Below are 25,070 nucleotides of genomic sequence, written 5' to 3' on the forward strand. Positions count from 1 at the left end.
GTGTCGGTGGAACTTTGGCAGCAATGCGTAGACCTGTTGCGCGATGAGCTGCCTACTCAGCAATTCAACACATGGATTCGCCCACTGCAGGTGGAGAGCGAAGGCGACGAGCTGCGCGTCTATGCTCCCAACCGTTTCGTCCTCGATTGGGTCAACGAAAAGTACCTTTCGCGCCTGCTTGAACTATTGACCGAGCGTGCCGATGGCATGACACCGGCGCTGTCGCTGCTCATTGGTAGCAAGCGCACCGCACCTGCTGCGCTGCCTTCCGCGGCGGCTGCACGGCAGCAGATGGCTGTGCCTGCCGTTACCATCGCCGATGCTACCTCTGTCACTTCGATGGAGCAGGCAGCGACAACTGTCGCAGAGCCGGAGCCTGAAGTGGCACGCCCAACGCGTAACGTGCAGGTCGAAGGCGGGCTCAAGCACACCAGTTATCTGAATCGCACCTTTACCTTTGAAAATTTCGTCGAAGGCAAGTCCAACCAGCTCGCTCGCGCGGCGGCCTGGCAGGTGGCGGACAATCCCAAGCATGGCTACAACCCGCTCTTTCTCTACGGCGGTGTCGGCCTCGGCAAGACTCACCTGATGCATGCGGTGGGCAATCACCTGCTGAAGAAAAACCCCAATGCCAAGGTGGTGTACCTGCATTCGGAGCGCTTCGTCGCGGATATGGTCAAGGCCCTGCAGCTCAACGCGATCAATGAATTCAAGCGTTTCTATCGTTCGGTCGATGCGCTGCTGATCGACGATATCCAGTTCTTCGCCAAGAAGGAGCGCTCGCAGGAGGAGTTCTTCCACACCTTCAATGCGTTGCTCGAAGGGGGCCAGCAGGTCATTCTCACCAGCGACCGTTACCCGAAGGAGATCGACGGCCTGGAAGAGCGCCTGAAGTCGCGCTTCGGCTGGGGCCTGACCGTTGCGGTCGAACCGCCAGAGCTGGAAACCCGGGTGGCGATCCTGATGAAGAAGGCTGATCAGGCCAAGGTCGATCTGCCGCATGATGCTGCCTTCTTCATTGCCCAGCGCATCCGCTCCAACGTGCGCGAGCTCGAGGGTGCGCTCAAGCGGGTTATCGCTCATGCGCATTTCATGGGGCGAGAGATCACCATCGAGCTGATCCGCGAGTCGCTCAAGGATCTGCTGGCGTTGCAGGACAAACTGGTCAGCGTTGACAATATCCAGCGCACCGTCGCCGAGTACTACAAGATCAAGGTTGCCGATCTGTTGTCGAAACGACGCTCGCGCTCCGTCGCGCGTCCGCGCCAGGTGGCGATGGCGCTGTCCAAGGAGCTCACCAATCACAGCTTGCCGGAGATCGGCGATGCGTTCGGTGGGCGCGATCACACCACGGTACTCCATGCTTGCCGTAAGATCGCCGAATTGCGCGAAATAGACGCCGATATTCGTGAAGATTACAAGAATTTGCTGCGAACTCTGACAACCTGAATGCGATCCATCCAATAAGGCAAGGGACCAGACCATGCATTTCACCATTCAGCGCGAAGCCCTGTTGAAACCCCTGCAACTGGTTGCTGGTGTTGTCGAACGGCGGCAGACCTTGCCAGTGCTATCCAACGTCCTGCTGGTCGTGCAGGGACAGCAGCTGTCGCTGACCGGTACCGACCTGGAAGTTGAACTGGTCGGTCGCGTGACTCTCGAAGACGCGGCTGAACCCGGTGAGATCACCGTCCCGGCGCGCAAGCTGATGGACATCTGCAAGAGCTTGCCCAGCGATGCGCTGATCGACATCCGCCTCGACGAGCAGAAGGTGCTGATCAAGTCGGGACGTAGTCGCTTCACGCTTTCCACGCTGCCGGCCAACGACTTTCCCACCGTGGAAGAAGGCCCCGGGTCGCTTGGATTCAGTGTCGAGCAGGGCAAGCTGAGGCGCCTCATCGAGCGCAGCAGTTTTGCCATGGCGCAGCAGGATGTCCGTTATTACCTCAACGGTATGCTGCTCGAGGTTTCCAACGGCATGCTGCGTACCGTCGCCACCGATGGTCATCGGCTGGCCATGTGCTCCATGCTGGCCGGTATCGAGCAGGCTGACCGCCATCAGGTCATCGTTCCGCGCAAGGGTATTCTCGAGCTGGCGCGTCTGCTCACCGAGCAGGATGCCGAGGTCAGCATCATGCTCGGCCAGCATCACGTGCGGGCCACTACCGGCGAATTCACTTTTACTTCGAAGCTGGTGGACGGCAAGTTTCCGGATTACGAGCGTGTACTGCCGCGCGGTGGAGACAAGCTGGTCGTCGGTGACCGCCAACAGCTGCGCGAGGCATTCAGCCGTACGGCCATTCTGTCCAACGAGAAGTATCGCGGCATCCGCCTGCAGCTGGAGAGCGGCCTGCTGAAGATCCAGGCTAACAACCCGGAGCAGGAGGAAGCCGAGGAAGAGGTCGCGGTCGACTATAACGGTGGCTCGCTGGAGATCGGCTTCAACGTCAGCTATCTGCTCGACGTGCTGGGCGTAATGACGACCGAGCGGATCCGCCTGATTCTGTCCGACGCCAATAGCAGCGCGCTGCTGCAGGAATTCGACAACGACGATTCCGCTTACGTCGTGATGCCGATGCGTCTGTAACCTCCGTTTCGATGTCCCTGACCCGCCTGAGCGTCACCGGGGTGCGTAATCTGCAACCGGTGACGCTCGCTCCCTCCCCTCGCATCAACATCCTCCACGGCGATAACGGCAGCGGCAAGACCAGTCTGCTCGAAGCCATTCACCTGCTCGGGCTGGCCAGGTCGTTTCGCAGCACCCGACTCAATCCTGTCATCGCGTACGAGCACCCCAGCTGCACGGTTTTCGGTGAAACCCAGCTTGCCAGTGGGCAGCTCTGCGCATTGGGCGTGGCACGCGAGCGTGGTGGCGACTTGCGCATCCGCATCAATGGCCAGAACGCGCGCAGCATGTCAGAGCTTGCCGATACGTTGCCGTTGCAGCTGATCAATCCAGATAGTTTCCGTCTGCTCGAAGGTGCGCCGAAGTTGCGGCGGCAGTTCCTCGATTGGGGGGTGTTCCACGTGGAACACCGCTTCCTCGGTGCATGGCAGCGCGTGCAACAGGCCCTGAGGCAACGGAACTCGTGGCTGCGGCGTGGTACACTTGACGCCGTTTCGCAGGCCGCCTGGACGCGCGAATTGGCGCAGGCGAGCGACGAGATCGACGGCTATCGACGCCGTTACATCCAGGTTTTCAAGCCGGTTTTCGAGCGTACCCTAGCGGCGCTGTTGCAGCTGGAAGAGCTGCAGCTGAGCTACTACCGCGGTTGGGACAAGGAGCGTTCGCTTGAGGACGTACTCGATGCCTCCATCGATCGTGATCGAGCGTTAGGCCATACCCAGGCTGGGCCGCAACGCGCCGATCTGCGGTTGCGTATCGGTGGTCACAACGCAGCTGACGTGCTGTCACGCGGTCAGCAGAAGCTGGTGGTTTGCGCACTTAAAATCGCGCAAGGACATCTCGTCAGTGAGGCGAAGCGCGGCCAGTGCATCTATCTGGTCGACGACTTGCCGTCGGAGCTGGACGACCAGCACCGCCAGGCGTTGTGTGAATTGTTGGAACAACTCGACTGCCAGGTTTTTATCACCTGCGTCGACTCGACTGTTTTGCAAGCAGGCTGGAAAGCAGAAACGCCAGTCTCAATGTTTCACGTGGAACATGGGCGCATTACCCAGACCACGGCCCTTTCGGAGTGAAAGTATGAGCGAAAATCACGCGTACGATTCGTCCAGCATCAAGGTGCTGAAGGGGCTCGACGCCGTACGTAAGCGCCCTGGCATGTACATCGGCGATACCGATGATGGTACCGGCCTGCACCACATGGTCTTCGAGGTCGTCGACAACTCCATCGACGAAGCGCTCGCCGGCCACTGCAGCGACATTTCCATCACCATCCATACCGATGAGTCGATCACCGTACGCGACAACGGCCGCGGTATTCCGGTGGATATCCACAAGGAAGAAGGTGTTTCCGCGGCGGAAGTGATCATGACCGTGCTGCACGCCGGCGGTAAGTTCGACGACAACTCCTACAAGGTGTCCGGCGGCCTGCATGGCGTGGGCGTATCGGTGGTCAACGCGCTGTCCGAGGAGCTGCTGCTGACGATTCGCCGCGAAGGCAAGGTCTGGGAACAGCTCTATCGCCACGGCGTTCCGCAGGCGCCGTTGACCGCGGTCGGTGTTACCGAGGGTTCCGGCACGGAGATTCATTTCCGTCCCTCACCCGAGACCTTCCAGAACATCCATTTCAGCTGGGACATCCTGGCCAAGCGCCTGCGCGAACTGTCGTTCCTCAACTCCGGCGTCGGCATCGTTCTGCGTGACGAACGCAGCGCCAAGGAAGAGCTGTTCAAGTATGAAGGCGGTCTGAGCGCATTCGTCGCCTATCTGAACACTAACAAGACCCCGGTCAACCAGGTATTCCACTTCAACGTGCAGCGCGACGATGGCGTCGGTGTCGAAGTGGCGCTGCAGTGGAACGACAGTTTCAACGAGAACATCCTTTGCTTCACCAACAACATCCCGCAGCGTGATGGTGGTACCCACCTCGCCGGTTTCCGTTCGGCGCTCACCCGTAACCTGAACAACTACATCGAGCAGGAAGGGCTGGCGAAGAAGCACAAGATTTCAACCACGGGCGACGATGCACGTGAAGGACTCACTGCGATCATTTCGGTGAAGGTGCCTGACCCGAAATTCAGCTCGCAGACCAAGGACAAGCTGGTTTCTTCCGAGGTGAAAACCGCGGTGGAACAGGAGATGGGCAAGTACTTCGGCGACTTCCTGCTCGAGCACCCCAACGAAGCCAAGGCGGTGGTCGGTAAGATGATCGACGCCGCGCGCGCGCGCGAGGCAGCCCGTAAGGCTCGTGAAATGACCCGTCGCAAGGGCGCGCTGGATATCGCCGGCCTGCCGGGCAAGCTGGCCGACTGCCAGGAGAAGGACCCTGCCCTCTCCGAACTCTACATCGTGGAGGGTGATTCCGCGGGTGGCTCGGCCAAGCAGGGCCGCAACCGCAAGACCCAGGCGATCCTGCCGCTCAAGGGCAAGATTCTCAACGTCGAGAAAGCGCGCTTCGACAAGATGCTTTCCTCGCAGGAAGTCGGCACGCTGATCACCGCGCTGGGCTGCGGTATTGGCCGCGAGGAATACAACATCGACAAGCTGCGCTACCACAACATCATCATCATGACCGATGCTGACGTTGACGGCTCGCACATCCGCACGCTGTTGCTGACCTTCTTCTTCCGTCAACTGCCGGAACTGATCGAGCGCGGCTACGTGTACATCGCCCAGCCGCCGCTGTACAAGGTCAAGCGCGGCAAGCAGGAGCAGTACATCAAGGACGACGAGGCGATGGAGGAATACCTGACTCAGTCCGCCCTGGAAGATGCCAGCCTGCACGTCAACGAGAGCGCGCCGGGGCTTTCCGGCGAGGCCCTCGAGCGCCTGGTCAACGAGTACCGTTCGGTGATGAAGACACTGCAGCGCCTGTCGCGCCTGTACCCGCAGGAGCTGACCGAACACTTCATCTATCTGCCGCGGATCAGTGTCGAGCAGCTCGCCGATGAGTCGGCCATGCAGGCCTGGCTGGAGCTATATGCCGACAAGCTCAAGGGAGTCGAGCGCTCGGGGCTGAGCTACAGCGTCAGCCTGCGCGAGGATAAGGAACGCCACCTGTGGCTGCCGGAAGTGGCGATCACCTCGCATGGCCTGGTCAGCTATGTCACCTTCAATCGCGATTTCTTCGCCAGCAACGACTATCGCACCGTCACCGCGCTGGGCGAGAAGCTCAGCAGCCTGCTCGAGGAAGGTGCCTACGTGCAGCGTGGCGAGCGCAAGAAGGCCGTGGCCTCGTTCAAGGATGCCCTCGACTGGCTGATGACCGAAGGCACCCGTCGCCATAGCGTGCAGCGCTACAAGGGACTGGGCGAGATGAACCCCGAGCAGCTCTGGGAGACCACCATGGATCCTGCCGTGCGTCGCATGCTGAAGGTAACCATCGAGGATGCCATCGCAGCCGACCAGATCTTCAATACGCTCATGGGCGATGCGGTAGAGCCCCGTCGCGACTTTATCGAGACCAATGCGCTGGCCGTATCCAACCTCGATTTCTGATCGCTCGCTGCTGCATTCCAGCCAAGAAGAACCCGGCGTAAAGCCGGGTTTTTTCTGTCCGCATATATAGTCAATGCTTATCGACGAAAGACGTTTAATCAATTTCTAAATTGCCCCTGCGCACCGTAAGGTAGAGACATCAAGTTCAGTCATCTTCCTTTTGCCAACTCTGTAGCGGGGTAAACCGAATGTTGGACACCAATCTCAAGACCCAGTTGAAAGCCTACCTGGAGAAGGTCACGCAGCCCTTCGAGATCGTCGCGTCCCTCGATGACGGCGAGAAATCCCAGGAACTGCTGAGCCTGCTGCAGGACATCGCCGGCCTCAGCGACAAGATCACCTTGAAGACCGACGGCGCCGATGCGCGCAAGCCGTCGTTCTCGCTCAACCGCATCGGCGGCAACATCAGCCTGCGCTTCGCCGGCATCCCCATGGGCCACGAGTTCACCTCGCTGGTGCTGGCCCTGCTGCAGGTCGGCGGCCACCCGTCGAAGACCGCGCCCGAAGTGATCGAGCAGATCAAGGCGCTGGACGGCGACTACCACTTCGAAACCTACTTCTCGCTGTCCTGCCAGAACTGCCCGGACGTGGTCCAGGCGCTGAACCTGATGGCCGTGCTCAACCCGAACATCAAGCACGTCGCCATCGACGGCGCGCTGTTCCAGGACGAAGTCGAAGCTCGGCAGATCATGTCGGTGCCGAGCATCTACCTGAACGGCGAGCTGTTCACCCAGGGCCGCATGAGTGAGGAAGAGATTCTTGCCAAGCTCGATACCGGCTCCAGCGCCCGTGACGCCGAGAAGCTCAAGGCCAAGGACGCCTTCGACGTGCTGGTGGTCGGCGGTGGCCCGGCTGGTGCCGCAGCGGCCATCTACGCCGCGCGCAAGGGCATCCGTACCGGTGTCGCGGCGGAGCGCTTCGGCGGCCAGGTGCTGGACACCATGGCCATCGAGAACTTCATCTCGGTGAAGGAAACCGAGGGCCCGAAACTGGCCCGCGCGCTGGAAGAGCACGTGCGCGAGTACGACGTCGACATCATGAACCTGCAGCGCGCCAGCCAGTTGATCCCGGCCGGCGCCGACGGCCTGCACCGCGTGCAGTTCGAGAACGGCGGTGAGCTCAAGGCCAAGACCCTGATCCTCGCCACCGGCGCCCGCTGGCGCGAAATGAACGTGCCCGGCGAGCAGGATTACCGTGGCCGCGGCGTGGCCTACTGCCCGCACTGTGACGGCCCGCTGTTCAAGGGCAAGCGCGTGGCGGTGATCGGCGGCGGCAACTCCGGTGTGGAAGCGGCCATCGACCTGGCCGGCATCGTCGCCCACGTCACCCTGCTGGAGTTCGGCGAGGAGCTGCGCGCCGACGCCGTGCTGCAGCGCAAGCTGTTCAGCCTGCCCAACGTCACCGTGCTGAAGATGGCGCAGACCACCGAGGTCAAGGGCGACGGCCAGAAGGTCACCGGCCTGGTCTACAAGGACCGTGCCAGCGAAGAAATGCACAGCGTCGAGCTGGAAGGCATCTTCGTGCAGATCGGCCTGCTGCCCAACAGCGATTGGCTCAAGGGCACCCTGGAGCTGAGCCGTTTCGGCGAGATCATCGTCGACGCCAAGGGCCAGACCAGCATTCCCGGCGTGTTCGCCGCCGGTGACGTGACCACGGTGCCGTACAAGCAGATCGTGATCGCCGTCGGTGAAGGCGCGAAGGCCTCGCTGAGTGCCTTCGATCACCTGATCCGCACCTCCGCGCCGGCCTGATCGAGACGCGAAAAATAAAGGGGAGCAGCCGTGCGGTTGCTCCCCTTTTTGCTTTTACGCTGGACCTGCTGTCAGCCGGCGTGCAGCACGCAGCGATTGCGCCCGTCGTGCTTGGCCTGATAGAGCGCCTGATCGGCCTGTTGCAGCAGGCGTTCGTAGTCCGGATGACCGTCATGCACGGCCATGCCGATGCTCACTGTCATCTGCAGCACGTCGCCGCTGGACAGGCGAAAGTGCTCGCGGGCGATGCGCTCGCGCAGCTTCTCCGCCGCCGCCAGCGCCTGATTGGGGTTGATGTCCACCAGCACCAGCAGGAACTCTTCGCCACCCAGGCGGAACGCATAGTCGCCACCGCGGGTGTTGCTGGCCAGAAGCGCACCGACCTGTTGCAGAATCTGGTCGCCGGCGTCGTGCCCATGGGTGTCGTTGATACGCTTGAAATGATCGACGTCGATGGCCAGTACGCCGAAGGTGTTGTTCGACTGGCGCGCGTAGAGCACTTCCTTGGCCATCACCACCGGCAGGAACTTGCGGTTGAGCAGCCGCGTCAGCACGTCACGGCCGGCTTCCAGGTCGTTGGCCTGCTCGAACAGACTGTCGAGCAGGAACTTGATGGAGCGCGTCTGCTCGCGGATCTGGTGCAGCTTGGCCAGGCGACCGGCGGGATCTCCCAGGGTGGCGATAGCCTTCAGCTCGTCATCGATCCGCGTGATGTAGTCGAGGATGCTCGCGCTCTCCGGCGAGCCCTGGAAGGCATGCGAAGCCTTGTGGCGGAACCACAGACCGAACTCGGAGCCGGCCAGCTGCGGCAGCGCGCCGGTGAGGTTGCCGATGGCCAGGTCGAACATCAGCTGGTTCTCCCAGTCCAGCAGTGCCGCACGCTGACGCTCCTTTTCGACACCGATGTTCTGCGACACGGAGAACAGCCGATACGCTTCCTCGGCGCGCGAGTTGCGGTCGTGGGACTGCGAGTAGGCGAAGCAGATGATCTCCACCGCCAGATCGATCAGATCGGCGCCCATCCGTGCGGCCTTGCGCCGTACTGGTTCTTCGAGCTCGCGCTGTTCCAGCAGTTGGCGCAGGCGGCCCTTGAGCAGCCGCGAGCCGCGCAGCACCAGGCTGACCGGAATCTCGATGCGTGCATGGATGTCGCCGACCTTGCGCTGCAGGTCGACCACTGCGTCAAGGTCGCCATGGGCCGTCGAAGAACAGACCGTGATGATCCACTTCTGCATGGACTTGCCGAGACGGGTCTTGACCTGCTCATGAGAGAGAAAGCTGGCCGAATGGGGCTCGGCGAGCATCTGTGAATAGAAGTGCTCGGCCAGTTCCTGGCTTTTCTCGTTCGCCACCGCCTGCAACGCGGCGGCGGCTTCGGCCGGATAGCCGTCCAGCAGGCGCAGCCACTCGGCGACCAATTGATGGTTGGATATTTGCTGCATTGGGGACTCGCTAGGAGGGGCGGGCGTCCCTGCCGGCCCCGACGTGATCAGGGGGTTGGACGACCCTGCGTTTCGAGCTGGCTGACCTGCGCGTTGACCCAGTCTTCGGCACGCTGGTTGAGTTCGGCGACCGCACGCGGGCCTTCGCTCTCGGCGTACATGGCCGGGCCGATGACCACCTGGATGGTGCCGGGGCGCTTGCCCCAGCCGGCCTTGGGCCAGAACATCCCGGCGTTATGCGCGATCGGTAGGACCGGCAAGCCGGCATTGACTGCCAGCGAGGCGCCGCTGCGCGAGAACTTGGCCGGCTGGCCGACCGGTACGCGGGTGCCCTCGGGGAAGATCAGCACCCAGGCGCCCTGCTCCAGGCGTTCGTGACCCTGCTTGGCGACCTGGCGCAGCGCCGCCTTGGGGTTGTCGCGATCGATGGCGATGGGCTTGAGCAGCATGATCGCCCAGCCGAAGAACGGCACCCGCAGCAGCTCGCGCTTGAGTACCTGGGTCAGCGGCTCGAAATAGGCCGAAAGGAAGAAGGTTTCCCAGGTGCTCTGGTGCTTGGCCAGGATCACGCAGGGGCGCGCCGGGATGTTCTCCGCGCCATGCACCTCATAGCGCAGGCCGACCAGCGTTTTCGCCAGCCAGACGGCGCAGCGGCACCAGTTCTGCACTACAAAGCGGTAGCGCGGACGGAACGCCATGAACGGCGCGAAGACCAAGCTGACCAGGCACCAGGCGAACGCGGTGAAAGCCAGCAGGAAGTAGAACAGCGCGATGCGCAGGGGCAACAGGCTCATCGAGGATTCTCGAGCAGATGATCGACAACGGCGGCCAGGTCATCGAAGACCTGGGTACCCGGCGGCAGCGTGCCTTCCAGGGTGCGCAGACCCTTGCCGGTCCTGACCAGATAGGGCACACCGCCGAGCAGCATGCCGGCATGCAGATCGCGATGACTGTCGCCCACCACCGGCACGCCTTTCAGGTCGGCGAGACCGAAATGTTCGGCAATGCTGCGATACATCCCCGGTTTCGGCTTGCGGCAGTCGCAGCCGTCGTCGGGGCCGTGCGGGCAATGCACGATCAGCTCGATGCGACCGCCCTGCTCCATCACCAGCTGCTGCATCTTGAAATGCATGTCGCTGAGGGTGCTTGCATCGAACTTGCCGCGCGCCACGCCGGACTGGTTGGTGGCCACCGCCACCGTCCAGCCGGCCTTGCACAGCCGGGCGATGGCTTGCAGCGAGCCGGGGATCGGAATCCATTCCGCCACCGACTTGACGTACTCGTCGGAGTCCTCGTTGATCACTCCGTCGCGGTCCAGCACGATCAGCTTCACCGGCTTAGCCAAGTGCGGAAATATCGGCGACACCAAGGAACAATCCTCTCAGCCGGGCCAGCAAGGCATAACGGTTGGCGCGCACCGAGGCATCCTCGGCATTCACCAGCACCGCCTCGAAGAAGGCATCCACCGGGCCACGCAGGTGCGCCAGGCGCTCCAGCGCCTCGCGGTACTGGCGCGCGGCGGCCAGCGGCTGTACGGCCTGCTCGGCCTGCTGGATCGCCGAGTACAGCGAGAACTCGGTGGCATTGTCGAACCAGCGCGGTTCGACCGCTTCCGGCAGCTTCGCCTCGAACTTGCTCAGCAGGTTGGACACGCGCTTGTTGGCGGCTGCCAGCGCCTCGGCTTCCGGCAGTCGACGGAAGGCCTGCACCGCCTGCACGCGCTGGTCGAAGTCCAGCGCCGAACCCGGCTGCACGGCACGTACCGAGAGGTAGGCGGCGGTGTCGACGCCCTCGTCCTCGTAGCGCGCGCGCAGGCGGTCGAAGATGAATTCCAGCACCTGATCGGCCAGGCCCTGCTGCTTGACCCGCTCGCCGAACTGGCCGATGGCGAAGTTCACCGCTTCCACCAGATCGAGGTCCAGCTGCTTTTCGATGAGGATGCGCAGCACGCCCAGCGCAGCGCGGCGCAGCGCGTAGGGGTCCTTGGAGCCGGTGGGAAGCATGCCGATGCCGAAGATGCCGACCAGGGTGTCGAGCTTGTCGGCCACCGCCACGGCGGCACCGGTCAGGGTGCCCGGCAGCTCGGCGCCGGCGCCGCGCGGCATGTACTGCTCGTTGAGCGCCAGGGCGACGTCCTCGGCTTCGCCGTCGTGCAGTGCGTAGTAGTAGCCGGCGATGCCCTGCATCTCCGGGAACTCGCCGACCATCTCGCTGGCCAGATCGCACTTGGACAGCAGGCCGGCGCGCGCGGCACGGGTGGCGTCGCCGCCGATGCGCGCGGCGATGAACGCGGCCAGCTTGCTGACGCGCTCGGCCTTGTCGAACACGCTGCCCAGCTGGGCCTGGAACACCACGTTGGCCAGGCGCTGGTTGTTGTCTTCGAGGGCGTGCTTCTTGTCCTGCTTGAAGAAGAACTCGGCGTCGGTCAGACGCGGGCGCACCACCTTCTCGTTACCGGCGACGATCTGCGCCGGGTCTTTCGATTCGATGTTGGCCACGGTGATGAAGCGCGGCAGCAGCTTGCCGTCGGCATCCAGCAGGCAGAAGTACTTCTGGTTGTCCTGCATGGTGGAGATCAGCGCCTCCTGCGGCACGTCGAGGAAGCGTTCCTCGAACGAGCAGACCAGCGGCACCGGCCACTCCACCAGCGCGGTCACTTCATCCAGCAGCGCCGGCGGCACGATGGCCGTGCCCTGCTGTTCGGCGGCCAGCTGCTCGACGCGCTTGGCGATCAGCTCGCGGCGCTCGGCGAAGTCGGCGATCACATGCGCGCCGCGCAGGTCTTCCAGGTAGCTCGCGGGCTTGGAGATATGCACCTGTCCCGGGCTGTGGAAGCGGTGGCCGCGCGATTCGCGACCGGCGCGTTGGGCGAGGATCTCGCAGTCGAGCACCTGCTCGCCGAACAGCATCACCAGCCACTGGGTCGGACGCACGAACTCTTCCTTGCGCGCGGCCCAGCGCATGCGCTTGGGAATCGGCAGGTCGGCGAGCGAGGTCTCGACGATGCCCGGCAGCAGCTGCGCGGCCGGCTGGCCCTCGATGGTGCGGCTGAACTTGAGCTTCGGCCCGCTGCGGTCGATCTCCGCCAGGTCTACGCCGCACTTGCGGGCGAAGCCCAGGGCGGCCTGGGTCGGCTCACCCTCGGCATTGAAGGCGGCCTGGATCGGCGGGCCGTCGAGGTTGACGCTGCGATCGGGCTGCTGGGTCGCCAGCTGCTCGACCACGACCGCCAGGCGCCGCGGCGCGGCGAAGAAGCGTGCTGCGGCATAGCCGAGGCCGGCGTCCTTCAGGCCCTTCTCGATACCGGCGAGAAAAGCCTCGCCCAGGCTTTTGAGCGCCTTGGGCGGCAGCTCTTCGGTACCCAGTTCGACCAGAAAATCCAATGCACTCATTCTTGAGCCTCCAGCTTGGCCAGCACTTCGTCACGCAGATCGGGGGTCGCCATCGGGAAGCCGAGACGCGCCCGGGCCAGCAGGTAGCTCTGGGCGATCGAGCGCGCCAGGCTGCGCACGCGCAGGATGTACTGCTGGCGCGCGGTCACCGAGATGGCGCGGCGCGCGTCGAGCAGGTTGAAGGTGTGCGAGGCCTTGACCACCATTTCGTAGGCCGGCAGCGGCAGTTCCAGACCGATCAGCCGGTTGGCTTCGCTCTCGTAGAAATCGAACAGCTCGAACAGCTTGTCGACGTTGGCGTGCTCGAAGTTGTAGGTCGACTGCTCCACCTCGTTCTGGTGGAACACGTCGCCGTAGGTCACGGTGCCGAACGGGCCGTCGGCCCAGATCAGGTCGTACACCGAGTCGACGCCCTGCAGGTACATGGCCAGGCGCTCGAGACCGTAGGTGATCTCGCCGGTGACCGGGTAGCACTCGACGCCGCCGACCTGCTGGAAGTAGGTGAACTGGGTGACTTCCATGCCGTTGAGCCAGACTTCCCAGCCCAGGCCCCAGGCGCCGAGGGTCGGCGATTCCCAGTTGTCCTCGACGAAGCGTACGTCGTGCACCGAGGTGTCGACGCCGATGCGGCGCAGCGACTCGAGGTACAGATCCTGGATGTTGTCCGGGTTGGGCTTCAACACCACCTGGAACTGGTAGTAGTGCTGCAGGCGGTTGGGATTCTCGCCATAGCGGCCATCGGCCGGGCGGCGCGAGGGCTGAACATAGGCGGCGTTCCAGGTCTCCGGACCGATGGCGCGCAGGAAGGTGGCGGTGTGAAAAGTACCGGCGCCCATTTCCATGTCGTAGGGCTGCAGAACCACGCAACCCTGCTCGGCCCAGTAGCTCTGCAGGGCGAGGATCAGGTCTTGGAAGGTGCGCACGGCAGGCGTAGTCTGGCTCAAAATTTCACCTGTGCTGGGCTTCGACAGAAAGCCTCGGAGTATACCTCCCGCGCCCCTGCGCTTGCGACGGTTTCCGGGCACGGCACGCCGGCGCGAGGATGGCTATGCCACGGTGCAACTGGTGCGGCAGCGACCCGCTGTACATCGCCTACCACGATCACGAATGGGGCGTGCCGACGCGCGACCCGCAGGTGCTGTTCGAATTCCTGCTGCTCGAGGCGTTCCAGGCCGGGCTCTCGTGGATCACTGTGCTGCGCAAGCGCGAGCGTTACCGGCAGGTGCTGTTCGGCTTCGACGCCGAGCGTCTGGCGATCATGAGCGATGCCGAGATCGACGAGCGTATGCAGGACCCCGGCATCATCCGCAACCGCCGCAAGCTCGAAGCCGCGCGTGGCAATGCGCGCGCCTGGCTGCGGCTGGACGATCCGGCCGGCTTCGTCTGGTCGTTCGTCGGCGGTGTGCCGAAGATCAACCGCTTCGCGCGCATCGATCAGGTGCCGGCGGTTTCCGCCGAAGCCGAGGCCATGAGCAAGGCGCTGAAGAAGGCCGGTTTCAGCTTCGTCGGCCCGACCATCTGCTACGCCTACATGCAGGCCTGCGGGCTGGTCATGGACCACCTGATCGACTGCGAGCGGCACGCCGCACTGGCGGGGTCGATCCCGCCCGGCGCGGGGCGCGTGGATGCCGTTTAGCCGCAGCACGGCGCTGCGACGCCCTCGCTCCACCCTGTCTGGCGCAAGCAGGTAAACTCGCGTTTTTGCTACCCGGAGTGCGGCGTGGAAAAACTCAAAGGTGCCCTGTTGGTCGGCGCGCTGCGCCTGGTGGCCGCGTTGCCCTGGCCGGTGGTGCAGGGGCTTGGCTCGGCAATCGGCTGGCTGATGTGGAAACTGCCCAACCGCTCGCGCGAGGTCGCACGGACCAACCTGCACAAGTGCTTTCCCGACCTCGACGCCAGGCAGCTGGACGCCCTCCTCGGTCGCACCCTGCGCGATATCGGCAAGACCTTTACCGAAAGTGCCTGCGCCTGGATCTGGCCGGCGCACAAGACCCTCGGACTGATCAAGCAGGTCGAAGGCCTCGAGGTGCTGGAACAGGCGCTGGCGTCCGGCAAGGGTGTGGTCGGCATCACCAGCCACCTGGGCAACTGGGAGGTGCTGAATCACTTCTACTGTGCGCAGTGCAAGCCGATCATCTTCTATCGCCCGCCGAAGCTCAAAGCGGTGGACGATCTGCTGCAGCAGCAGCGCGTGCAGCTGGGCAACCGCGTCGCGCCGTCGACCCGCGAAGGCATTCTCAGCGTGATCAAGGAAGTTCGTCGCGGCGGTTCGGTGGGCATTCCGGCCGACCCCGAGCCGAGCGAAGGCAGCGGCCTGTTCGTGCCGTTCTTCGCCATCCAGGCGCTGACCAGCAAGTTCGTCCCCGGCATGCTCGCCGGCGGCAAGGCGGTCGGCGTGTTCCTGCACGCGCTGCGCCTGGAGGATGGTTCCGGCTTCAAGGTGATCCTTGAAGCGGCGCCCGAAGGCATGTACAGCGAGGATGTGGAAACCGCCGTGGCGGCCATGAGCGCGACGATCGAGAAATACGTGCGCGCGTATCCGAGCCAGTACATGTGGACGATGAAGCGCTTCAAGAAGCGCCCGCCGGGGGAGAAACGCTGGTACTGAGCGGGCCAGACGATAACGACAACAAGGACGAGCGAGCATGAACAACCAACGCCAGTACCCGCGCACCAGCATGAAGTGCCGGATTCGCATCAGCCATCCGGCCTTCGGCGATGTCTTCGCGCACACCCGCGATCTGTCGGATGGCGGCGTCTACATCAGGCATCCCGAGCTGGCGGCGCTGGCACCTGGCAGCGTGGTGACCGGCCAGGTGCAGGATCTGCCGATCCCGGCGCCGGTGCTGCGGCTGGAAGTGATGCGAGTGGATGCCGAGGGCGCCGGCCTGCGCTTTCTGCAGGACGACTGACGCGCGCGCTCAGTCAGGCGTGAGCTTGTCGAGGCGGCGCAGGAACAGCGTCATTTCCTTTTCCGCCTGCTTGTCGCCCCGCGCAACGGCGGCGGCGATGCCCTGCTGCCAGGCATGACGCGCACCGGGGATGTCGTCGGCGGCCTGCAGTGCCTTGCCGAGCAGCTTCCAGGCTGCCGAATACTTCGGATCGAGTTCTACGCAGCGGCGCAGATGCTCGGCCGCCCGGCCCGGCTCGCCGGCGTCCAGATAACCCTTGCCGAGGCCGAAGCGCAGCATCGGATTGTCCATGCCTTGCGAGAGCATTTTTTCCAGCGATTCGAGCATCTTCGGACCTTTTTCGGCAGGCGCTCCGGGGGGTGTCCTGCACTGTAGTGCAAAGCGTCCGCCGGGCAAGGCCGGCAGCATAAGCCATTGGTCTTAAGGAACGCTCGCGTGGCACTTGCGGGCGCGCGACGACACGCGAGCGGGCTCACCGGGGACTCAGTGGGCCTCATTGACCGCGCTGAGAAACTCCCGGGTGCGTTCCTCGCGCGGGTTGTTGAACAGCTCGTCCGGGCTACCCTGCTCGTGGATCCGGCCCTCATGAAAGAAGCACACCCGATCGGCGAACTCACGGGCGAAGCCCATCTGATGGGTCACCATCAGCATCGTCAGGTTGTGCGCCTCGCCGAGGCGGCGGATCACGTTGAGCACTTCGCCGCAGAGCTCTGGGTCCAGCGCCGAGGTCACTTCGTCGAACAGCATTACCTTCGGCCGCATCGCCAGTGCGCGGGCAATCGCCACGCGCTGTTGCTGACCGCCGGACAGCTGCGCCGGAAAGTGTTCCAGCTTGTCTTCCAGACCGACCATGGCCAGCAGTTCTTCGGCGCGCTCGCGAGCTTCGGCTTTGCTCAGCCCGAGTACCTGCACCGGCGCTTCCATGACGTTCTGCAAGGCGTTCATATGCGGGAACAGGTTGAAGCTCTGGAACACCATGCCGACCTTGCCGCGCACCCGGCGCAGGTGACGGGCGTTGGCCGGGACCAACTGCCCGCTGGCGTCGGGCATGTGTGTCAGCGGCTCGCCGTCGACCTCGATCACGCCCTCGTCGATGCCTTCCAGGGTCATCAGCACCCGCAGCAGGGTGGATTTCCCCGAGCCGCTGGGGCCGATGATCGCGACCTTCTCGCCTTCCTCGATCTGCAGGTCGAGCCCGTCGAGCACGGTCAGTTCACCGTAGCGCTTGGTCACGCCGGCGAAGCGCACCAAGGGGGTCGCCTGCGCCGGCTGTTGCGTTGTCGGGTTCAGGGTGTCCGTGGACTGCATAGGCGTATTCATCGGGCCAGCTCCATGCGGTTTTCCAGACGGCGCACGCACCAGGCGAGGCCGAGGCTGAGAATGAGGAAGAACAGGCCGACCATGGTGATCGGCTCCAGGTAGCGAAAACTCTCGGAGCCGATGTTCTTGGCCCGCTGCATGATTTCCACCACGGTGATTGCCGACAGCACCGGCGTGTCCTTGAGGATCGAGATCAGGTAGTTGCCCAACGCCGGCAGTACCGGACGCAGCGCTTGCGGCAGAATCACATCGCGGTAGGCGGTCCAGGGCTTCATGTTCAGCGCGGTGACGGCTTCCCACTGCGAACGCGGCACCGCGTCCAGTCCGGCGCGGTAGACCTCGGCGGTGTAGCAGGCGTAGTGCAGGGCGATGCCGATGATGCCTGCCTGCATCGCGCTGAGGTTGAGGCCGTAGTTGGGGAACACGTAAAACAGGAAGTACACCTGGATCAGCAGCGGCGTGCTGCGGATGAATTCGATCAGCCCGGTGATCGGCCAGGACAGCCAGCGCAGGCGGCTGCGCCGGCCGATGGCGAGGAACAGGCCAAGCACCACGGCAATGGCGAAACCGGCCAGGGCAATGCCGATGGTGGTCAGCGAGGCATCCAGCAGGCGCGGCAGGATCTCGCGGGCGAAGGCCCGGTCGAAGAAGTTCATGACAGGCCTCCGCGCATCCGTCCGCGAGCCAGCCGACGTTCCAGCTGGCGCATGCCGAAGTTGATTGCCTGGGCCAGGACGAAGTAGATCACCAGCGCCAGGCCGAAGATCTCCAGCGTCATCAGCGTCGCCTGATCCAGCTGGCGGGCACGGAAGGCGAGATCCGACAGGGTGATCAGCGACACCAGCGAGGTGTTCTTCAGCAATTCGATCAGCAGGTTGGTGCCGGGCGGAATTGCTGCGAGCAACGCCTGCGGCAGGATGATACGGCGCATGCGCGTCAGCGGCGTCATGTTCAGCGCCTGGCAGGCTTCGTGCTGGCCCCGGTGCACCGAGCGGATCGCGCCGCGCAGCACCTCGGCGCCGTAGGCACCGATGTTCAGGCCCAGGCCGACCACGGCCACGGCGAAGGCACTCATTTCGACATTGAACGGTGGCAGCGGCAGCACGAAGTACAGCCAGAACAGCTGCACCAGCAGCGACGAGCCGCGGAAGACCTCGATATAGGTGATGGCCAGCCAGCGCAACGGCGCCACCGGCGAAAGCCGCGCCAGCGCTGCGATCAGCGCACAGGCGATGGCCAGCAGGGAGCCGAAGAAAGTCACCTTCACGGTGATCCAGGCACCCTGCAGCAGCAGAGGAAGCAGTTCGATCATGATGGCGCTATCCGGTTTCCGGAGCGCTGAGCGAGGCTGCGCAGCGCGCCACGAAGCCTTGGTCAGCGTTCGCAGGCGGGACAGCGGGTCGGCGGAGCCAACCAGCCGTCCCGACGGGCTTCAGGCGCCGCAGAGTTCGGCGGCAGTCTTGTCGGTGACGTTGGAGCGATCGAAGCCGAACGGCTCGATGGTCTTCAGATGCTCCTCGCTGCCCAGCCACTGCTTGAGTTCGGCATTGACCGCGTCACGCAGCGCCTTGTCCTGCGGACGGAAGGCCAGCGCGCCATAGCCCGCGCGTGCCGGATCGTCCTTGAAGTCGGCGATGGCCTCGACATCGTCACCGGCCTTGTCTGCCAGCCCTTTCATGGTCAGCTGGGTGCCGATGGCGGCGTCGGCGCGACCGCTGCGTACGGCCTGCAGCTGCGAGGTGGTATCCGGGACCTGCAGGATCTGCGAATCCTTGATGCCGGCCTTGCGCGCATAACCGAGGTTCACCGTGCCGGACATGATGGCGATCTTCACGTCAGGGTTGTTGGCGATGTCCTCGTAGCTGCGCAGGTTCTTCGGGTTGCCTTCGGCCACCAGCAGGGTGTCGAGCAGGCGGTAGTGCGGGTCGGTGAACAGCACCTGCTTGCAGCGCTCTGGGGTGATGTACATGCCGGCGGCGATGAGGTCGAAGCGCCCGGCGCGCAGGCCGGGGATCAGCGAGCCCCACTCGGTGAGCACCGGTTTGATGGTGTCGATCTGCATGCGCTCGAAGACCTTGCGCACGATCTCCGGTGATTCGCCGGTGACGCTGCCGTCGAGGGCGGTGTAGGCAAAGGGGGTTTCGTTGGCGTAGCCAATGCGGACGCTGCTGCTGTCCTTGATCTCTTCCAGGGTATCGGCCTGGGTCAGGCTGCCGAAGCTGATGCTGGCCAGAGCGGTACAACCGATCAGCAGCCGGCGAGTGAGTGTCGGGATGGTGGTGTTCCTCATGGGAGATTCTCCTGTTCCTTGTAGAGACCCGAGGAATCGGATCGTTGTGTTTTTTAGGAGGGATATCGCGCACTTGGTTGGTTGACGGGCTTTATGACGACGACAAGGTTCAAAAGGTTCGGCGGCAATAGTCTTTAGTAATTGATGTGCAGCACGAGATTGATCCTTGTCGATGCCAAACGGAGGGTACAAAAGCTCGGCATAAAAGGGAAATCGGTGGTCATTTGAGGTGAATTGATGCGATAGCGATGAATCCTGCCGAACTGCAGAGCTACAGCAATTCAGGAGTTCCCGCGGGAAAGCAGCGCTTGTCGATTGATAAAACTAAACGACCCGCCAGAGGCGGGTCGTAACATGCGGGCAGTGGCGTGGGTCTCAGGCGCTTAGAAGAAGGTCAGACCGGCCTGGAACAGGCGCTCCACATCGCGGATGTGTTTCTTGTCGACGAGGAACAGGATCACGTGGTCGCCGGAAGCGATCACCGTGTCGCTGTGAGCGATCAGCACTTCTTCGTCGCGGATCACCGCGCCGATGGTGGCGCCGGGCGGCAGGGCGATCTGGCTGATCATGCGGCCGACCACCTTGCTCGAGCGCGCGTCGCCGTGGGCGACCACTTCGATGGCCTCGGCCGCACCGCGCCGCAGCGAATGCGCGCTGACGATGTCGCCGCGCCGCACGTGGGTGAGCAGCGTGCCGATGGTCGCCAGCTGCGGACTGATGGCGATGTCGATATCGCCGCCCTGCACCAGGTCGACGTAGGCCGGGTTGTTGATGATGCACATCACCTTGCGCGCGCCGAGGCGCTTGGCCAGCAGCGAGGACATGATATTGGCCTCGTCGTCGTTGGTCAGCGCGAGGAACACGTCGGCATCGTTGATGTTCTCTTCCACCAGCAGATCGCGATCCGAGGCGCTGCCCTGCAGGATCACCGTGCTGTCGAGCGCGTCCGACAGATAACGGCAGCGCGCCGGATTCATCTCGATGATCTTCACCTGATAGCGGCTTTCGATGGCCTCGGCCAGCCGCTCGCCGATGTGCCCGCCGCCGGCGATGACGATGCGCTTGTAGTTCTCGTCGAGCCGGCGCATTTCGCTCATCACCGCGCGGATATGGCCCTTGGCGGCAATGAAGAACACTTCGTCGTCGGCTTCGATCACCGTGTCGCCCTGCGGCAGGATCGCGTGATTGCGGCGGAAGATCGCCGCCACCCGCGTATCGACGTTGGGCATGTGACGGCGGATCTGGCGCAGCTCCTGACCCACCAGCGGGCCGCCGTAGTAGGCGCGCACCGCCACCAGCTGCGCCTTGCCGCCGGCGAAGTCGATCACCTGCAGCGAGCCGGGGTGTTCGATCAGCCGCTTGATGTAGTTGGTGACCACCTGCTCGGGGCTGATCAGCACGTCGACGGGAATCGCCTCGTTGTTGAACAGGCCGGTACGTACCAGATAGGCCGGCTCGCGCACACGGGCGATCTTGGTCGGGGTGTGAAACAGCGTGTAGGCGACCTGGCAGGCCACCATGTTGGTCTCGTCGCTGTTGGTCACCGCCACCAGCATGTCGGCATCGTCGGCACCGGCCTGGCGCAGCACGGTGGGGAACGAGGCACGCCCCTGCACGGTGCGGATGTCCAGGCGGTCGCCAAGGTCGCGCAGGCGGTCGCCGTCGGTGTCGACCACGGTGATGTCGTTCGCTTCGCCGGCAAGATGTTCGGCGAGGGTGCCGCCGACCTGGCCGGCGCCGAGGATGATGATCTTCAAGACTGGACTCCCGAAACGGCGTTAGCGCCGGATACGCCGCGTGGCTGCGCGGCGATCTTGATCAGCTTTGCGTAGTAGAAACCGTCGTGGCCGTCGTTCTGCGGCAGCAGCTGGCGCCCGTGCGGCTGCGTCACGCCGAAGCCGGCGGGCAGGTCCAGCTCGCGTGCGCCTGGGGTGCGGGCGAGGAAAGCGGCGATCACTTCGCGGTTCTCGGTCGGCAGCACCGAGCAGGTCGCGTAGAGCAGCACGCCGCCGACCTCCAGCGTCGGCCACAAGGCATCGAGCAGTTCGCCCTGCAGCGCGGCGAGCGGCGGGATGTCGTCGGCCTGCCGGGTCAGCTTGATGTCCGGGTGCCGGCGGATCACTCCGGTGGCCGAACAGGGTGCGTCGAGCAGGATGCGCTGAAACGGCTTGCCGTCCCACCATTGCTCCGTGGCGCGGGCGTCGGCGGCCAGCAGGTGGGCGCTGAGCTGCAAGCGGTCGAGGTTTTCCTGCACCCGCGCCAGACGCTTGGGTTCCAGATCCAGAGCGACCACCTCGGCCAGTTGCGGCTCGCGCTCGAGCAGGTGGCAGGTCTTGCCGCCCGGCGCGCAGCAGGCGTCCAGCACGCGCTGGCCGGGACCGAGATCGAGCAGCCCGGCGGCCAGCTGCGCGGCTTCATCCTGCACACTGACGCGCCCGTCGGCGAAGCCCGGCAGCTGCTGCACGTCGCAGGGGCTGGCCAGGCGGATACCGTCTTCGCTGAAATCGCAGGCGAAGGCTTCGACGCCGGCAGCCTGCAGCTCGGCGAGGTACTGGTCGCGGCTGCCCTGGCGCCGGTTGACCCGCAGCATCATCGGCGGGTGCGCGTTGTTGGCCGCGCAGATCGCTTCCCACTGTTCGGGCCAGTGCGCCTTGAGCGCCTTCTGCAACCAGCGCGGGTGGGCGACGCGGATCACCGGGTCGTGTTCGAGTTCGGCCAGCAGCGCCTCGCCTTCGCGCTGGGCGCGGCGCAGCACGGCATTGAGCAGGCCCTTGGCCCAGGGCTTCTTCAGTTTATCGACGCAGCCGACCGTCTCACCGATGGCGGCGTGCGCGGGGATGCGGGTGTGCAGCAACTGGTAGAGGCCCACCAGCAGCAGCGCCTCGACGTCGCGATCGGCGGCCTTGAACGGTTTCTGTAGCAGCTTGGCAGCCAGCCCGGCCAGTCGCGGTTGCCAGCGTGCGGTGCCGAAGGCCAGCTCCTGAGTCAGGCCGCGATCGCGCGCATCGACCTTGCCGAGCACCTCAGGCAGGCTGCTGCCCAGCGAGGCCTTGCCCGACAGCACGACGCTCAGCGCACGGGCCGCCGCCAGGCGCGGATTCATTGGCCGAGGACCAAGCCGGCGGCGAACTGCTCGCGGCGGCTGTTGTACAGATCAGCGAAGTCCAGCGGCTTGCCGCCGGGCAACTGCAGGCGGGTCAGGCTCAGCGCGCCCTCGCCGCAGGCGACGGTCAGCCCGTTCCTGCTCGCCTCGAGGATGTGTCCCGGCTCGCCCTGCCCGGCACCGAGGCGCGCGGCGTGAACCTTCAGCGCCTCGCCGCCAAGCGTGGTGTGACAGATCGGCCACGGGTTAAAGGCGCGGACCAGCCGCTCCAGTTCGACTGCCGGGCGGCGCCAGTCGATGCGCGCCTCGTCCTTGCTCAGCTTGTGCGCATAGGTGGCGAGGGCATCGTCCTGGGGCTCGGGTTGCAACGTACCGGCGGCCAGCGCTTCGACCGCCCGCACCACCGCCTGCGAGCCGAGTGCGGCGAGGCGGTCGTGCAGCGTGCCGCCGGTATCCTCGGCCGTGATTGGCGTGCTGACCTTGAGCAGCATTGGTCCGGTGTCCAGCCCCGCTTCCATCTGCATTACCGTCACGCCGGATTCGTCATCGCCGGCTTCGATCGCACGCTGGATCGGCGCCGCGCCGCGCCAGCGCGGCAGCAGGGAGGCATGGCTGTTGATGCAGCCCAGGCGCGGCAGGTCGAGCACCGCCTGCGGCAGGATCAGGCCGTAGGCGACTACCACCATCAGGTCGGCCTGCAGTGTCGCCAATTCGGCCTGCGCCGCGGGTTCGCGCAGGGTCTGCGGTTGATACACCGGGATGCCGTGCTGCACGGCGAGCTGCTTGACCGGACTCGGCGCCAGCTTCTGCCCGCGCCCGGCGGGGCGATCCGGCTGGGTGTAGACGGCAACGACGGCGCGGCCCGCCTCGAGCAGTGCCTGCAGATGCTGGGCGGCGAACTCCGGGGTACCGGCAAAAACGATGCGCATGGACTGGGTCATGGGGGGCTCGCTAAGAAAAAAGGCCTGCCGCAGCAAGCCTTTCGGGGAACGGTGATCAAGCCTGCTGGCGGTGCAGCTTTTCCAGCTTCTTCTTGATCCGGTCGCGCTTGAGGCTGGACAGGTAATCGACGAACAGCTTGCCGTTGAGGTGATCGCATTCGTGCTGGATGCACACCGCGAGCAGACCCTCGGCGATGATCTCGTAGGGCTGGCCGTCGCGGTCCAGCGCTTTCACCCGGACCTTCTGTGGGCGATCGACATTCTCGTAGAAGCCGGGTACCGACAGGCAACCTTCCTGGTACTGGTCCATCTCCTCGGTCAGCGCTTCGAATTCGGGGTTGATGAACACCCGCGGTTCGCTCTTGTCCTCGGACAGGTCCATCACCACCACGCGCTTGTGCACGTTGACCTGCGTCGCGGCCAGGCCGATTCCCGGTGCCTCGTACATGGTCTCGAACATGTCGTCGATCAGCTGACGGATGCCGTCATCGACCACTTCCACCGGTTTGGCGATGGTGCGCAGGCGCGGATCGGGAAACTCAAGGATGTTCAGAATGGCCATATGCGTTTGTGATGCACTTATGGAATAAAGTCAAAAGCCGCTGCTAAGATGCCCGGCAGCTCGGAAACCGGCTTCACGCCGCATTCCACAAGGGTTCCGCGGCGCTAGGGCGCTTCAGGCGAAGGCACATCATAAAGGGATTCACCACATGAGGAAATCACTACTCGCCCTGCTGCTGGTGGCGGTGGGCGGTATCGCCCAGGCCGCTGTGCAGCTGAAGGACGACCATCCGCAGCGCTATACCGTGGTGAAGGGCGACACCCTGTGGGGCATCTCCGGGCGCTTCCTCAAGGAACCCTGGAAATGGCCGGAACTCTGGCACGCCAACCCGCAGATCGAGAACCCGCATCTGATCTATCCCGGCGACAGCCTGAGCCTGGTCTACATCGACGGCCAGCCGCGGCTGGTGCTCAACCGCGGCGCCTCGCGCGGCACCATCAAACTCTCGCCGACGGTGCGCACCACACCGATGGCCGACGCCATCCCGACCATTCCGCTGGAGGCCATCAACAGCTTCCTGCTGAGCAACCGCATCGTCGACAGCGAAGAACAGTTCAAGGGCGCACCGTACATCGTCGCCGGCAACGCCGAGCGCGTGGTCAGCGGTGCCGGTGACCGCGTCTACGGGCGTGGCGCGTTCGCCGAAGACATCCCGGTGTACGGCATCTTCCGTCAGGGCAAGAGCTACGTCGATCCGGACAGCGGCGAGTTCCTCGGCATCAACGCCGACGACGTCGGCACGGCGGAAATCGTCGAGCGCGAAGGCGACATCGCCACCCTGCAGCTCAGCCGCACCAGCCAGGAAGTACGCCTCGGCGACCGACTGTTCGCCAGCGAAGAACGTTCGGTGAACTCCACCTTCATGCCCAGTGCGCCGGCCAGCGAAGTCGATGGGCTGATCATCGACGTACCGCGCGGCGTGACCCAGATCGGCCAGTTCGATGTGGTTACGCTGAACAAAGGCCGCCGTGACGGCCTGCAGGACGGCAACGTGCTGGCCGTGTTCAAGACTGGCGAAACCGTGCGCGACCGGGTGACCGGCGAGAACGTGAAGATTCCCGACGAGCGCTCGGGCCTGCTGATGGTCTTCCGCACCTACGAGAAGCTCAGCTACGGCTTGGTGCTGCAGGCCACCCGCTCGTTGGCGGTGCGCGACAAGGTCCGCAACCCCTGACTCGACAAGCCCCGCTGATGCGGGGCTTGTTCTATCCGCCATCAAAAACACCGCACGGA

Annotated in this window: 23 protein-coding genes; 9 read left to right on the forward strand and 14 right to left on the reverse strand. The window is 64.3% G+C overall.

Annotation, left to right across the window (positions count from 1 at the left end; all coding sequences use genetic code 11):
* The 5 genes from dnaA (at position 1) to ahpF (ending at position 7,875) form a co-directional block, all read left to right on the forward strand.
* The gene (dnaA, locus tag AC0ZJQ_RS00005; protein WP_167133735.1) at positions 1-1,449 is read left to right on the forward strand and encodes a chromosomal replication initiator protein DnaA; all 1,449 of its coding nucleotides are present in this window, start codon (positions 1-3) and stop codon (positions 1,447-1,449) included.
* Positions 1,450-1,483: 34 nt separating this feature from the next.
* Complete coding sequence (dnaN, locus tag AC0ZJQ_RS00010; RefSeq protein WP_102828168.1) at positions 1,484-2,587, forward strand: DNA polymerase III subunit beta; 1,104 nt, start codon at positions 1,484-1,486, stop codon at positions 2,585-2,587.
* Between the two features lie 11 nt (positions 2,588-2,598).
* Positions 2,599-3,702 carry a DNA replication/repair protein RecF gene (recF, locus tag AC0ZJQ_RS00015; RefSeq protein WP_102828169.1) on the forward strand — a complete coding sequence of 368 codons (1,104 nt, stop codon included), beginning with the start codon at positions 2,599-2,601 and terminating at the stop codon, positions 3,700-3,702.
* A 4-nt stretch (positions 3,703-3,706) separates the two neighbouring features.
* Complete coding sequence (gene gyrB, locus AC0ZJQ_RS00020) at positions 3,707-6,124, forward strand: DNA topoisomerase (ATP-hydrolyzing) subunit B (RefSeq protein WP_008569094.1); 2,418 nt, start codon at positions 3,707-3,709, stop codon at positions 6,122-6,124.
* 188 nt (positions 6,125-6,312) lie between these two features.
* Entirely contained in the window at positions 6,313-7,875 is a 1,563-nt protein-coding gene (ahpF, locus tag AC0ZJQ_RS00025; RefSeq protein ID WP_476477139.1) for an alkyl hydroperoxide reductase subunit F, read from the forward strand.
* 71 nt (positions 7,876-7,946) lie between these two features.
* On the opposite strand, the gene AC0ZJQ_RS00030 is transcribed toward ahpF, so the two are convergent.
* The 5 genes from AC0ZJQ_RS00030 to glyQ are packed head-to-tail and all read right to left on the reverse strand — an operon-like array spanning position 7,947 to position 13,653.
* Positions 7,947-9,317, reverse strand: coding sequence for a diguanylate cyclase (locus AC0ZJQ_RS00030; RefSeq protein WP_476477140.1), 1,371 nt, complete (start codon positions 9,315-9,317; stop codon positions 7,947-7,949).
* 47 nt (positions 9,318-9,364) lie between these two features.
* The gene (locus tag AC0ZJQ_RS00035; protein WP_155551381.1) at positions 9,365-10,111 is read right to left on the reverse strand and encodes a lysophospholipid acyltransferase family protein; all 747 of its coding nucleotides are present in this window, start codon (positions 10,109-10,111) and stop codon (positions 9,365-9,367) included.
* On the reverse strand, positions 10,108-10,650 hold the full coding sequence (gene gmhB, locus AC0ZJQ_RS00040) for a D-glycero-beta-D-manno-heptose 1,7-bisphosphate 7-phosphatase (RefSeq protein WP_008569088.1): 543 nt from the start codon (positions 10,648-10,650) through the stop codon (positions 10,108-10,110). Before gmhB ends, AC0ZJQ_RS00035 begins: the two co-directional genes overlap by 4 nt.
* Before the next feature lie 4 nt (positions 10,651-10,654).
* The gene (gene glyS, locus AC0ZJQ_RS00045) at positions 10,655-12,709 is read right to left on the reverse strand and encodes a glycine--tRNA ligase subunit beta (protein ID WP_458989049.1); all 2,055 of its coding nucleotides are present in this window, start codon (positions 12,707-12,709) and stop codon (positions 10,655-10,657) included.
* The gene (gene glyQ, locus AC0ZJQ_RS00050; RefSeq protein WP_155551378.1) at positions 12,706-13,653 is read right to left on the reverse strand and encodes a glycine--tRNA ligase subunit alpha; all 948 of its coding nucleotides are present in this window, start codon (positions 13,651-13,653) and stop codon (positions 12,706-12,708) included. Before glyQ ends, glyS begins: the two co-directional genes overlap by 4 nt.
* 104 nt (positions 13,654-13,757) lie before the next feature.
* Between glyQ and AC0ZJQ_RS00055 the strand changes: the two genes are divergently transcribed.
* From AC0ZJQ_RS00055 to AC0ZJQ_RS00065, 3 genes are all read left to right on the forward strand, one after another.
* Positions 13,758-14,345, forward strand: coding sequence for a DNA-3-methyladenine glycosylase I (locus AC0ZJQ_RS00055; protein WP_237265132.1), 588 nt, complete (start codon positions 13,758-13,760; stop codon positions 14,343-14,345).
* 84 nt (positions 14,346-14,429) lie between these two features.
* Positions 14,430-15,317, forward strand: coding sequence for a lysophospholipid acyltransferase (locus AC0ZJQ_RS00060; RefSeq protein ID WP_237265133.1), 888 nt, complete (start codon positions 14,430-14,432; stop codon positions 15,315-15,317).
* Between the two features lie 37 nt (positions 15,318-15,354).
* Positions 15,355-15,621 (forward strand): PilZ domain-containing protein, encoded by a 267-nt coding sequence (locus AC0ZJQ_RS00065; protein WP_155551376.1) that lies wholly within the window; start codon positions 15,355-15,357, stop codon positions 15,619-15,621.
* A gap of 9 nt (positions 15,622-15,630) precedes the next feature.
* On the opposite strand, the gene AC0ZJQ_RS00070 is transcribed toward AC0ZJQ_RS00065, so the two are convergent.
* The 9 genes from AC0ZJQ_RS00070 to def all read right to left on the reverse strand — a co-directional run bounded on the left by AC0ZJQ_RS00070 (position 15,631) and on the right by def (position 23,837).
* Complete coding sequence (locus AC0ZJQ_RS00070; protein ID WP_155551375.1) at positions 15,631-15,948, reverse strand: tetratricopeptide repeat protein; 318 nt, start codon at positions 15,946-15,948, stop codon at positions 15,631-15,633.
* 156 nt (positions 15,949-16,104) lie between these two features.
* Positions 16,105-16,941, reverse strand: a complete 837-nt coding sequence (ehuA, locus tag AC0ZJQ_RS00075; RefSeq protein ID WP_302473969.1) for an ectoine/hydroxyectoine ABC transporter ATP-binding protein EhuA — start codon at positions 16,939-16,941, stop codon at positions 16,105-16,107.
* Complete coding sequence (gene ehuD / locus AC0ZJQ_RS00080; protein WP_314019917.1) at positions 16,938-17,597, reverse strand: ectoine/hydroxyectoine ABC transporter permease subunit EhuD; 660 nt, start codon at positions 17,595-17,597, stop codon at positions 16,938-16,940. The genes ehuA and ehuD overlap by 4 nt, the downstream gene beginning before the upstream one ends.
* A complete protein-coding gene (ehuC, locus tag AC0ZJQ_RS00085; protein ID WP_167133721.1) occupies positions 17,594-18,253 on the reverse strand; it encodes an ectoine/hydroxyectoine ABC transporter permease subunit EhuC in 660 nt (219 codons plus the stop codon). The genes ehuD and ehuC overlap by 4 nt, the downstream gene beginning before the upstream one ends.
* Before the next feature lie 120 nt (positions 18,254-18,373).
* Complete coding sequence (gene ehuB / locus AC0ZJQ_RS00090; RefSeq protein ID WP_008569077.1) at positions 18,374-19,231, reverse strand: ectoine/hydroxyectoine ABC transporter substrate-binding protein EhuB; 858 nt, start codon at positions 19,229-19,231, stop codon at positions 18,374-18,376.
* Between the two features lie 383 nt (positions 19,232-19,614).
* A complete protein-coding gene (gene trkA, locus AC0ZJQ_RS00095) occupies positions 19,615-20,988 on the reverse strand; it encodes a Trk system potassium transporter TrkA (RefSeq protein ID WP_008569076.1) in 1,374 nt (457 codons plus the stop codon).
* Positions 20,985-22,334, reverse strand: a complete 1,350-nt coding sequence (gene rsmB, locus AC0ZJQ_RS00100) for a 16S rRNA (cytosine(967)-C(5))-methyltransferase RsmB (protein ID WP_167133719.1) — start codon at positions 22,332-22,334, stop codon at positions 20,985-20,987. The genes trkA and rsmB overlap by 4 nt, the downstream gene beginning before the upstream one ends.
* Complete coding sequence (fmt, locus tag AC0ZJQ_RS00105; protein WP_476477141.1) at positions 22,331-23,275, reverse strand: methionyl-tRNA formyltransferase; 945 nt, start codon at positions 23,273-23,275, stop codon at positions 22,331-22,333. The genes rsmB and fmt overlap by 4 nt, the downstream gene beginning before the upstream one ends.
* A 55-nt stretch (positions 23,276-23,330) precedes the next feature.
* A complete protein-coding gene (gene def, locus AC0ZJQ_RS00110) occupies positions 23,331-23,837 on the reverse strand; it encodes a peptide deformylase (RefSeq protein ID WP_008569072.1) in 507 nt (168 codons plus the stop codon).
* A gap of 148 nt (positions 23,838-23,985) precedes the next feature.
* Between def and AC0ZJQ_RS00115 the strand changes: the two genes are divergently transcribed.
* A complete protein-coding gene (locus AC0ZJQ_RS00115; protein WP_008569071.1) occupies positions 23,986-25,011 on the forward strand; it encodes a LysM peptidoglycan-binding domain-containing protein in 1,026 nt (341 codons plus the stop codon).
* Positions 25,012-25,070: the final 59 nt, after the last annotated feature.

The organism is Stutzerimonas sp. 21-1 (genome assembly GCF_056336065.1).